Consider the following 11,225-nt stretch of genomic DNA (forward strand, 5'->3'; position numbering starts at 1 on the left):
CGGCGGCATAGCCGCTTTCATTGCTGACTAGGCCCTGGCTGCTGTATTCATAGGCTTCAAGTTCGGAAGACTGGCTGGTGGACAGGGTAACGACATCCCCTTCCCGGGTCTGGATGGTCAATCCCGCATCAAGACTTGAATATGATTTTACATAAAGTTCGCTTGAACTCGAAGCGGTGCTGGTGTTTGACCGTGCGGCCTGGTTCTGCAGACCGTAGGAGTTGACTTGCGGCAAGCTGGTCATCATTATTCTCCTGGGTTAACGGTTTTTTACGAATTTCTCTTTTTCTGATTAACATCGGCCGCAATTGTAAAAACCTAAATTTTTTATGAATAAATATTGAAACAGCCCAATAACCGGTTTCAAAATCAACCGTTAATATGTATCACTCAATGATCAAGTTTTTATGGCTGGCTAAATTTAAACGGTGATCATATAATCACAAAAATTTTTTAAACTATATTTTAAACCCATGATTGAAACCATACTTGACAATGATCTGTATAAATTCACCATGCAGCAGGCCGTGTGCCGGCTGTATCCCAAGGCCCGGGTCAGGTATGAACTGACGAACCGGGGCCGCACGCCCTTCCCTTCGGGCTTTGACGGATTGATTAAGGACCGGGTGGCACGGATGGCAGGCTTAGGCTTAACCCGTGATGAAAGAGGGTGGCTGGAAAAGGCCTGCCCCTATTTTACAAAACCCTACCTGGATTATCTGTCTTCATACCGTTATGACCCGGACCAGGTGGAAATCTCCCAGCAGGGGCATACGCTTTGGGTCAGGGTTGCAGGGCCGTGGCGCCGGACCATTTTATGGGAAGTGCCCCTGATGGCCATCATTTCCGAAACCTATTTCAAGGTTACTGCACCTGACATTTTATCCAGGCAGGCCATCCGGAAGCGCAACCAGACCAAGGCGCAACTGATGTCCAATGCAGGTCTGACTTTTGTGGAATTCGGCACCCGGCGGCGGTTTTCAGCAGCCAACCACGCCCATTTTTTAGAGGATGTTCTGTCCCTGGACCACCACGGCATGGCCGGTACCTCCAATGTGCATTTTGCCAGAATTTACGGGCTTGCCCCGGTGGGGACCCTGGCCCATGAATGGATTATGTTCCATTCGGCCTTAACCGATTATGCCACGGCCAATGCCGCTGCCATGGATGCCTGGCTTAAGGTCTACCCCGATGTGCTGGGCATTGCGTTGACCGATACCTTTACCACGAAGGTTTTTTTAAAGGCCTTTACCAGGGACCGGGCCAACCTGTTTTCCGGTGTCCGCCAGGATTCCGGAGACCCTGAAATATTTATCCGGGACATGATCAGCCATTACCGGGAAAAGGGTATTGACCCGGCGGCCAAGGCCATTGTGTTTTCAGACGGCCTGGATGTGGAACGGGCAATAAAGATTCACAAGTTCTGCCGGGGCCAGGTAAAAGACTCCTATGGCATTGGCACCAATCTGACCAATGATGTGGGGGTTAACCCTTTGAATATTGTGATCAAATTATCCTGGGTAGAGCCTGAACCCGGCATGGAAGGCCGGTCCACGGTTAAGTTGTCCGATGATCCGGGCAAACACACCGGTGACCCCGGAGAATTGCTACACTGCCGAAAAGCCCTTGGCCTTTGATTTTTTCCGTTTTGACAGCCAGGCTTCAAAGTCCAGGATAAAGTGCCCGTCTGATTCGCCGGTCCGACGGTGGTCAGGGGGAGCGGTTTCCCCAGGCTGTGATTTTATTGCCCGTTCCCTTGGGGCGGCCTTAAGCAAATGCTTTAAATCCGCGACGTCCTCCAACAATTGCGACAGCTTTTCTTCAATGCCGGCAAGGCGCCGGGCTGTGCCCCCGTCGTCATGGCCTGTCAGGGCTGCGGCGGGTGCCTGCCCGGCCTCACTATCAGGCTTAAGACCATTCAGCCCATCATTTTTTTGATCTATCGGCATTGCTGAGGATTCCCGGATTCGGGGCGATTTTCCGCCCAGAATCTCAAGGCATTGATCCCAGAACGATCCAAGGGACATCTCTTTGCCCGGCTCTTTGGCCAGTTTAAGCATAATCGCTCTGATACACCTGGCCGCCTGGGTCTCCGGATATTTTATGAGAAACGGCACCTGGGAAATAACCGCGTTGGATACATTGGGGTCCCGGGCCACAATACCCAGGGGCGAAACCCGGGCCGATAAAAAATTAAAAACCGTTTTTTTCAGCTTCGCGTAAGACGCTTTTGCCTCCTGGGCTGTCCTGACCTGGTTGACCACCACCCGGATTTCGGGCATGGCACCTTTTTTTGACAGGACCTTAAGCAAAGAATAGGCATCTGTCAGGGATGTGGGTTCCGGCGTGACCACCAGGATCATCTCCTGGGCTGCCCTGCAAAAGGAGAGCACCTGGGAAGATATGCCCGCAGAGGTATCTATCAGAAAATAGTCATAATCGGGCAGGGCCAGAAAGGACTGGATCAAAAGTCCTGCCTCATGACTGGTCAGATCCGCCAGTTTTTCAACACCGGAGCTGCCGGGTATTATATCTATGCCGTTGAAGTTGCGGATCATGATGTCCCAAAGCGTGTGGCTGCCTTCCATCACCTGGGCAAGGCCGTACTGGGGATAAAGGCCGGTAAGGATATTCACATTGGCTAACCCCAGGTCCGCATCAAACAGGCAGACCCGGTAATTTGCACCGGCCAGGGCCAGGGCCAGGTTCAGGCTGATACTGGTTTTTCCCGCACCCCCTTTTCCCGATGCAATGGTAAGCATCTTTGTCATATTGTTATCTCCTTTCCCTTCCGGTTTTTGTCGGCAGGCGTTGCGATGACCATGGCCCGGCCCTCTTGTTGCCGTACATAAAACTGAATGGTTTTGCAGTCGTTTTGGGCCGTTATTTCATCATAGCTGTCACGGATGAAATCGGCAAACAGGCCCAGGCGGTAATTGTAGGTTTCATGGTTGTTCAGGGATTCGTGCCCCTGCCGCAGGGTTTCATATTGTCTGAACAGCCGGGCGATGACATGCTTGTCCAGGTTTGGATTGCTGACTGTTTCGGGCCCGGCCCCGTTTTCGGCTTTTTCAGCCGCCGACGGGTGCTGCATGACCATTGGGGGCGAAAAGGTTGGTTGTGCTTGGGGGTATAGGATGGGAAAAAACCATTTAAACCCGGAAAAGGGTATAAATACCGGCAAAAACCGGTACTGGGGGAATTTAACGTCCAGTTTGCGTACAAAAATCAGATTGTCTGGATCCGTTAGACCAAGGGTCAGGACGTTGCCTGCCAGATGCAAAGGGATTATGCTGAGTTTTACGGCAAGATCCCTGTCTATCACCGAGGTCAGGTCACTGCGGCAGTCCTGATCAAAAATAATATCTGATACCGATCTTAATGGAATGCCAAAAAGGTCAAAAAGCAACTGCTGAAGACGACCCTTGGGGATAATCTGTTTTTCAAGGAGAAAAGAGATAAAAGGGATGGCCTTGCTGTCTGCCTCGGCCTTAATTTTTTCCAGCCGGGACCGGGGCGCCATTTCTTTTTCACAGAGCCGGTCCATGACGGACATCTGTTTGTGATGTTTTTTTAATACATAAAAATTGTCCAGGGGCGTGATCAGATTCAGTTGGCACAGTATCATGCCCAAAAGAAGGGAACTGCCCTGCAATCCGTTGCCTTTGTTTTTTTCCTGGACATCCAGGGCCAGGGCCACGTCTCCGGGACTGACCAGGCCTTCCTGTATCATAATCTGCCCGGTTTTCATCACGACATGACCTCATCCCCGAGTGCCCTGGCACCGGTACCGGGAGCAAGGGGAATAAGGATGGTGAAACAGGTCCCCCTGCCCCGGCTGCTGTCCCAGGTAATGCGTCCCTGCATTTCCCTGACAATGGAGTGAACAATGGACAGACCCAGCCCTGAATTGGCAGATCTGTCCTTACTTGAATTATAGGGCTCAAAAAGCCGGTCCCTGATATGCGCAGGGATGCCCGGGCCGTTGTCCTGGATGGTGATTTCAGCCAAACCGGGAAGGGTTCTTTTTTCATCTATCAACACCTTGGCTGAGCCGGGAACAAACCTTGTTTTAAATCGGATTTCATCTCCTTTTTCAAGGGCCTCGGCAGCATTTTTAACCAGATTGATAATCACCTGTTTCAACCCGTTGCTGTCCAGGGTGGCCCTGGGCATGGCATCATCAAGGTCAGTTTGAATCCGGATCCGTCTGGGCAGAAGAATGGATTTACTCAACATCGCCAGTACGCGGCGGCACATCTGGTTGAGATCAATGGCGTCCACTCCCCCCACCCCGGGTCTTGAAAACGAGGTCAGCCCTTCAAGCAGGGAGGATACCCTGCTCATTTCTTCTTTGACAACGGTGAGTTCTTCCTGGGCAGGGTGCTTTTCCGGCAGTTTGAGTTTCAGGGTTTCAAGGTAATTTTTAATGATGGCAACAGGGTTGTTGATCTCATGTACAACCTTGTCTGTCAGGGTTGCATAGGCTTCCATTTTTTTATCACTGATATCCCTGGCATACGCCTTACGGAAATCAAAATTTTCAAGACAGATACCTGTCTGACGTGAAAAAAGTTCCAGCAGGGTTTTGTTTTTGTCCAGGGTTTGGGCAAGATCGCTGTCCACGCCCAGAACCATGGCGCCCGACCAGCCATTGTGTCCGGGAATGGGAATGGCGTAAAGGGCCGGTGTTTCAAGAAGGCGGATAATCTGTATGTCGGATGCGGCCGGATTTTTTTGGTCCAGGCTGGCCGTAATTTTGCCTGTATGGACAGATTTTACAACCAGGCTGTCATTGTTGTTCATAGCAAGGGCGATGCTTGTGACAATGTTGTAGTGGCGGTCCTCTTTTGCGCAGATCCCGGTGAGCAGAGCCCTTTCCCTGTCCGGAAGAAAGAAAAAGATCCGGGGAATATGGAAAATGATTTCCAGCCCCCGTTGGATCGTCTTAAGCACCGTTGCCACATCCCTTGCCCTGAGCAGATTGTCAAGGGTACCGAAAAACAGTGAAACATCCTTAAGGTTACCGGCCAGGAGGGTATTTCCCTGTTCCGGCGCAAAAGCGTTTCCGCGGCTTTTATCCGGAACAAGGTTCAGGCTTTTGGCCATTTGGTGCACTTCGTTCTCAGCCTGGACCGCGATGTCATTCAACACGGTGGCCGGCATGTCTGTCAAAAAAAGTACGTCAGGTGTCACATTGGTGCTTTCCGGATCTGCCATGAGGTTGGCCATGTAGAGAATCTTAACATGGACAAGCTCTTGGGCGATGCGTGCCAGGGGCTGACTTAAAAACTGCACGGAATCAGATGTCATGTGGTTCAGGCGCCACTGGTTGAACAGCCAGGAACTGACCTTTGGGCCATCTACCTTGAGTATGTCGGCCTGGGCCTCAAATTCATTTTGTCCCTGGTTTACCCTGGCTTCAATATCCTTGTATTCCTCTGGAAAGGTTGCCATGAGAACCAGGGTGCCGATATCATGGAGAAGGCCTGCCAGGAAATACTGGTCCGGATTGATCTGATTTTCTTCAAGGGCGATGCGCCGGGCCAGAACCGCGCATTTGTACGAATGATACCAGAACCTGTTGATGTTGAAATTATCTGTGACTTTTGAAAATTTAAAAAACTGGATGGCCGAAGAACTGATGGCAATATTTCGAACCGTGTCCAGTCCCAGATACACCACAGCAGATTTGATGGTGGTAACCTGTTTTGCCAGGTTTACATGGGAAGAGGCAATGATGGCAAGCAGTTTTGCCGCAAGGGCCGCATCCCGGCAGATGATTTGCGTTACCTCGTCAACATCTGTTTTCTCACTGCCGCAGGCCCGGATCAACTGCAGTATTACCTGGGGCAGCTGGGGCAGGTCAGCGCTTTTTATCTTTTCAAAAATATTTTTCATGGCACATTAATGTTGATGGGTCAGGTAACGTAACCACAGCCATATGCCTTGTATATGGGTTTCGGTTTGATAAATCAAGTTTAACCTGAACCGTTACAGGGCAGGATGTAACCTGGCTTACAGTTTGGTGTCAACTTTTGACTGGGTCATACGGATTAACCTGGGTTTATCCCTAAAATGAACTGGACACCTGAAAGGGAATTGGCTATCTTTTTAATTTTGTTCCCTTGGGAGCAAGCACCATACATGTTAATGACAACGCGGCTGGAATAAGATTATGAAGATTACCGTATTAGACTATGGGGCCGGCAATGTGCGCAGCCTGATCAATGCTGTGGAAAAGATGGGCGGCAGCATTAAAATGGTTGAGAAACCTGAAGATATTCTGGCAGCTGAAAAGCTGATTTTCCCCGGTGTGGGCAATTACGGGGCCATGCTTGAAATCCTTCATGAGCGGGGCTTTGTTGAGCCTCTGCGCGAATATCTCAACGCTGACCGGCCGTTTCTGGGCATCTGCGTGGGCATGCAGGCCCTTTTTGAAGGCAGTGAGGAAGAACGGGTTCCCCATGAGAGCATTGGTTTTTTTAAAGGCCGGGTGAAACGTTTCAGAACAGAACTTTCCGTGCCCCACATCGGATGGAACGGCATCCACATCAAACAGGACTCCCCGTTTCTTGACGGGGTGGAACCGGATACAAAATTTTATTTTGTCCATTCCTACCACATCGTGCCCGAGAATCCCGATGTAATTCTGACCTTCACCACCTATGATTACCCCTATGCCTCGGCTGTGCAGCAGGGCAATATCATCGGCACCCAGTTCCATCCGGAAAAAAGCGGGAGCGCCGGCATGAAGCTGCTTGATAATTTCATCCATTCAGACAGCCTTAAGGCCCGGGGACCTGCGGACATACCGGCAAAAGGCCTGTCAAAAAGGGTAATTGCCTGCCTGGATGTCCGGTCCAACGACAATGGGGATTTAGTGGTCACCAAGGGGGACCAGTACGATGTCAGGGAAGCGGGCAGCGTCAGAAATCTTGGCAAACCCGTGGCGTTGGCCCAAAAATATTACGAGCAGGGTGCTGACGAGATCACTTTTTTAAATATAACCGGATTCAGGGATTTCCCGCTGGAGGATATGCCCATGCTAAAAGTCCTGGAACAAACCTCAAAGCAGGTGTTTGTGCCACTGACCATTGGCGGCGGCATCCGGGAATTCACAGACGCCCGGGGCCGGCACTATTCGTCCCTGGATGTTGCGGCCCGGTATTTCAGGGCCGGCGCAGACAAGGTTTCCATCGGATCTGATGCGGTTTACATTGCCATGGCATACCTTGAATCCGGGCAGGAAACAAAAGAATCAGCCATTGAAGAGATCTCAAGGGTTTACGGGGCCCAGGCTGTGGTGATTTCCGTTGATCCCAAAAGGGCATGGGTTACCTGCCCGGAAGATGCACCCAAACACCATGTGGTCAAGGTGACATCCGGGGAAAAAGGCCCCAGCAATGAAGCATATTGCTGGTACCAGTGTACGGTGAACGGGGGCCGCAAAGCCATGGACATTGATGCGGTGGCCCTGGCAAAGGCCTGTGAAGAACTGGGGGCAGGTGAAATTCTGCTCAACTGCATAGATAAGGACGGAACAAACTCCGGATTTGATCTGGACCTGATCAATGCCGTACGCAACAATGTCACCATCCCGGTGATTGCCTCTTCCGGTGCCGGGTGTGAAGCGCATTTTTCCCAGGTGTTTAAATGCACAAAGGCAGAAGCTGCATTGGCCGCAGGTATTTTCCACAGGGAAGAAGTGCCCATTCAGTCGGTGAAACAGCATCTTGCCGAACAGGGCATTGAGGTGCGAAAGTAACTATTGTTTAACCGCACCTCATCAGCGCTGACGCTTTTTTAGAACGGGATATCATCATCCGGAATGGATTGGTCATGCCCGTCCGGCATGCCGGGCTGGACAGGCCCCTGGAAATTATCTGAATTGGGGCCAGGCCGGTTCGGGGTATATCCACCGCCACCACCGGAATCCGGCTGATTCTGATATCCGCCTCTCTGGTAGCCTGAACCGTTTGAGCCGGACTGGCCACCGCCATCCCGACTGCCCAGAAACATGAAGTTTGAGACAACAACCTCCGTGGTGTAATGTGTCTGGCCATCTTTTTCCCAGGACCGGGTCTGGAGCCGGCCTTCTATATAGACTTGTTTCCCCTTGGACAGGTATTTTTCACAGGTTTCAGCCTGTTTGCCGAAGACCACAATCCTGTGCCATTCTGTTTTTTCCTGGCGCTCTCCTGTGTTTTTGTCCGTCCATTGCTCACTGGTCGCCAGGGTAAAATTCACCACAGCCAAACCCTGCTGGGAATACCGAATTTCAGGATCTCTTCCCAAATTACCGATAAGAATGACTTTATTTAAACCTGCCATATTCAACTCTCCTGTGTTAAGGATTTATTAATAATCCAGGGAAGATACTTCCAGAGCATGTTTCTGGATAAAATTGCGCCGGGGCTCCACCTCTTCGCCCATGAGCAGGGTAAATATCTCGTCAGCCTTTTCCGCATCTTCGATATCCACCTTGAGCATAATCCGTTTTTCCGGATTCATGGTTGTTTCCCACAGCTGGTCCGCATTCATCTCACCCAGACCTTTGTAGCGCTGTATGTTGATCCCCTTTTTGGCTTCGACCATGAGAAACTCATAAAGGCCTTTTAAATCATCAAGGATCGTTACGGTTTTTGCATCAGCCGCCTTTGAGGACATGGAAAAGGGTGGCTGGTTCAAATCTTTTATTTTTTCATAGGCCTGGCGCATCTTCTGGTAATCGGCGGTGCCAAGGATCTCCCTTCCCACACGCAGCAGCTTTTTCTGCCCTGTGTTGTCCAGAATATCCATTTCATAAATGCTGCGTTCCTGATCAAATTCGATCTCCCGGGGGGTGTATCCTTTATTTTTCAGGGTTTCGGACAAGGCTTCCAGGTTAATTTTTTCTTCCAGGAAACGCTTTGAACTGACCCCTTCCCTGATCAGGGTAACCAGAAGATCCGTATCATAATCGCGTTTGTGGAGCTGGTTCATGCTGTTGTAGTAATCTGTCATGTCCAGCAGAAACTCAAAAAATTCATCTTCGCCCAGAGGGGTATCGTGGCCGTTCAGCAGGATCTGTTTCTGGGAAGAAATCCTGCGGATCAGGTAATCGGCGTATTCGCTTTCATTTTTCAGGTACACCCCGTTTTTCCTTGATCCCACCCTGAAAAGCGGGGGCTGGGCAATATACAGGTATCCACTTGATATCAGGTCCGGCATCTGGCGGTAGAAAAAGGTGAGAAGCAGGGTCCGGATGTGTGAACCGTCCACGTCCGCATCCGTCATGATGACCACTTTATGGTAGCGGATTTTCTCTATGCTGTACTCTTCCCTGCCCGCGCCTGTGCCCAGCACCGTAATGATATTTTTTATCTCGTCGCTTCGAAGAATTTTGTCGAACCGGGCTTTTTCCACATTGAGAATTTTACCTTTCAGCGGAAGTATGGCCTGGAAGCGCCGGTCCCGGCCCTGTTTGGCAGACCCGCCGGCAGAGTCGCCCTCCACAAGGAACAGTTCACGTTCTGCCGGATCGGCAAACTGGCATTCGGCAAGTTTGCCCGGCAACGTGGAATCAAGCAATGTCCCTTTTTTACGGGCAAGCTCTCTGGCCCGTTTGGCCGCATCCCTGGCCCGGGCCGCATCCACGCCCTTGGCGATGATTTTTTTGGCGACATTGGGATTTTCTTCCAGGAACTGGCCCAGTTTTTCATTGAGCAGGGATTCAACAATGCCCTTGATCTCATTATTGCCCAGTTTTGTCTTGGTCTGGCCTTCAAACTGGGGTTCCATAAGCTTGACCGAGATGATAACGGCCAGGCCCTCTCTCATGTCATCCCCGCTGATCTTGATGCTCTGCATGTTTTTGGGCAGACTCGGGTTGCCTGAAATATAGGCATTTACCGTGCGGGTCAACGCCCCTTTAAACCCGGACACATGGGCTCCGCCCTCAATGGTCCTGATATTGTTGGCAAAAGAATACAGTTTCTCCTTAAAGGTATCATTGTACTGGATGGCCACCTCTATCTGGACATTGTTTTTATCCCCTTCAATATGGATGGGATCATGCAGCGGCGTGCAGGACCGGTTCAGATATTCCACAAAAGAGACGATTCCGCCTTCATAATAAAACTCATCCTTCTGGGCAGAACGTTCGTCCTCTATGACGATCCTGACCTCTTTGTTCAAAAAGGCAAGTTCCCGCATGCGCCGGGACAGGGTTTCATAGCTGAATTCATTTTGATTCATAATGGTGAAATCCGGGGAGAACGTGATCCTGGTTCCCTGTTTCCCCGTATCACCAAGGATTTCAAGTTCAGTGAGTTTGTGGCCTTTGGAATAGGTCTGGTGGTAGATTTTGCCGTTTTTGAACACTTCCATGGTCAGATGCCCGGACAGAGCATTGACAACAGAGATACCGACACCATGCAGTCCGCCGGAGACTTTATATGCGTCTTTATCGAATTTGCCGCCGGCATGCAGCTTGGTCATGACCACCTCGCAGGCCGGTATGTTTTCGGTTTCGTGCATTTCAACCGGGATACCCCTGCCGTTGTCCTCCACACTCACGGACATATCCTCGTGGATGGTGACAAGAACCGTGTCGCAGTACCCTGCCATGGCCTCATCAATACAATTGTCCACCACCTCATATACCAGGTGGTGCAGGCCTTCGAGATCCACATTTCCGATGTACATGGACGGTCTTTTCCGGACAGCTTCAAGGCCTTCTAAAACTTTGATGGCGCCGGCGCCGTAGTCTTTACTTCCTTGGTTTTTATTCATGATAGATGGATGGACATTATTACGCAGATAAGGTTATTGTTTTTCATGCTTTTAACGATGCAGGGGCTTTTGCTGTCTTTTATGTTCAAGGTCACAATTTCGTCCTTGAACAGATTAAGGGCGTCCATGAAATACCTGGGGTTAAACGCGCTTTTTATATCTTCGCCTGAAAAACCAACCATGAGCTGTTCTTTTGATTCACCGATCTCTGGGTTGGTGATGGTAACGGTCAGATTATTTTCCGTGAAGTTGAATATACCGCTTTTATAATCTTCCGAGGTAAGAATGGATACCCGTTTCATCAGTGTTAGAAACATTACCCGTTCAACTTCAATGGGGATCATGCCCTCGAAATTAAGGACAAGCCTGTAGTCCGGATAATCGCCTTCAAGCAGCTTGATCATTATGGATTCATTGGCCCGCTGGAACACGAAATGATTGTCCTTGAC

General features: G+C 50.4%; 7 protein-coding genes and 2 pseudogenes. 2 read left to right on the plus strand and 7 right to left on the minus strand.

Going from position 1 to position 11,225, the window contains the following annotated elements:
• Positions 1–247, minus strand: a pseudogene (locus AB7U36_RS10280) (hypothetical protein); the annotation flags it as partial.
• A 226-nt stretch (positions 248–473) separates the two neighbouring features.
• Between AB7U36_RS10280 and pncB the strand changes: the two are divergent.
• On the plus strand, positions 474–1,637 hold the full coding sequence (pncB, locus tag AB7U36_RS10285) for a nicotinate phosphoribosyltransferase (protein WP_428159690.1): 1,164 nt from the start codon (positions 474–476) through the stop codon (positions 1,635–1,637).
• On the opposite strand, the gene AB7U36_RS10290 is transcribed toward pncB, so the two are convergent.
• Genes AB7U36_RS10290 through AB7U36_RS10300 form a run of 3 tightly spaced genes read right to left on the minus strand, consistent with a single transcriptional unit; the run spans position 1,608 to position 5,901 of the window.
• Entirely contained in the window at positions 1,608–2,771 is a 1,164-nt protein-coding gene (locus AB7U36_RS10290; RefSeq protein ID WP_428159691.1) for a MinD/ParA family protein, read from the minus strand. The genes pncB and AB7U36_RS10290 overlap by 30 nt on opposite strands.
• On the minus strand, positions 2,768–3,754 hold the full coding sequence (locus tag AB7U36_RS10295) for a hypothetical protein (protein WP_428159692.1): 987 nt from the start codon (positions 3,752–3,754) through the stop codon (positions 2,768–2,770). The genes AB7U36_RS10290 and AB7U36_RS10295 overlap by 4 nt, the downstream gene beginning before the upstream one ends.
• Positions 3,751–5,901 carry an HDOD domain-containing protein gene (locus AB7U36_RS10300; protein WP_428159693.1) on the minus strand — a complete coding sequence of 717 codons (2,151 nt, stop codon included), beginning with the start codon at positions 5,899–5,901 and terminating at the stop codon, positions 3,751–3,753. The genes AB7U36_RS10295 and AB7U36_RS10300 overlap by 4 nt, the downstream gene beginning before the upstream one ends.
• A 277-nt stretch (positions 5,902–6,178) precedes the next feature.
• On the opposite strand from AB7U36_RS10300, the gene hisF reads away from it, so the two are divergent.
• A complete protein-coding gene (gene hisF, locus AB7U36_RS10305) occupies positions 6,179–7,768 on the plus strand; it encodes an imidazole glycerol phosphate synthase subunit HisF (RefSeq protein ID WP_428159694.1) in 1,590 nt (529 codons plus the stop codon).
• Between the two features lie 38 nt (positions 7,769–7,806).
• On the opposite strand, the gene AB7U36_RS10310 is transcribed toward hisF, so the two are convergent.
• The 3 genes and pseudogenes from AB7U36_RS10310 to AB7U36_RS10320 all read right to left on the minus strand — a co-directional run.
• Entirely contained in the window at positions 7,807–8,334 is a 528-nt protein-coding gene (locus AB7U36_RS10310; protein ID WP_428159695.1) for a single-stranded DNA-binding protein, read from the minus strand.
• Between the two features lie 27 nt (positions 8,335–8,361).
• A complete protein-coding gene (gyrB, locus tag AB7U36_RS10315; RefSeq protein WP_428159696.1) occupies positions 8,362–10,776 on the minus strand; it encodes a DNA topoisomerase (ATP-hydrolyzing) subunit B in 2,415 nt (804 codons plus the stop codon).
• Positions 10,773–11,225 (minus strand): annotated as a pseudogene (locus tag AB7U36_RS10320) (DNA polymerase III subunit beta); the annotation flags it as partial. The pseudogene AB7U36_RS10320 and the gene gyrB, both read right to left, overlap by 4 nt.

The organism is Desulfobacter sp. (assembly GCF_050177295.1).

Bases quoted from the DNA above. Each gene is read 5' to 3' on its own strand.
- pncB (WP_428159690.1), top strand. From the start codon at position 474: ATGATTGAAACCATACTTGACAATGATCTGTATAAATTCACCATGCAG.
- AB7U36_RS10290 (WP_428159691.1), bottom strand. From the start codon at position 2,771: ATGACAAAGATGCTTACCATTGCATCGGGAAAAGGGGGTGCGGGAAAA.
- AB7U36_RS10300 (WP_428159693.1), bottom strand. From the start codon at position 5,901: ATGAAAAATATTTTTGAAAAGATAAAAAGCGCTGACCTGCCCCAGCTG.
- hisF (WP_428159694.1), top strand. From the start codon at position 6,179: ATGAAGATTACCGTATTAGACTATGGGGCCGGCAATGTGCGCAGCCTG.
- AB7U36_RS10310 (WP_428159695.1), bottom strand. From the start codon at position 8,334: ATGGCAGGTTTAAATAAAGTCATTCTTATCGGTAATTTGGGAAGAGAT.
- gyrB (WP_428159696.1), bottom strand. From the start codon at position 10,776: ATGAATAAAAACCAAGGAAGTAAAGACTACGGCGCCGGCGCCATCAAA.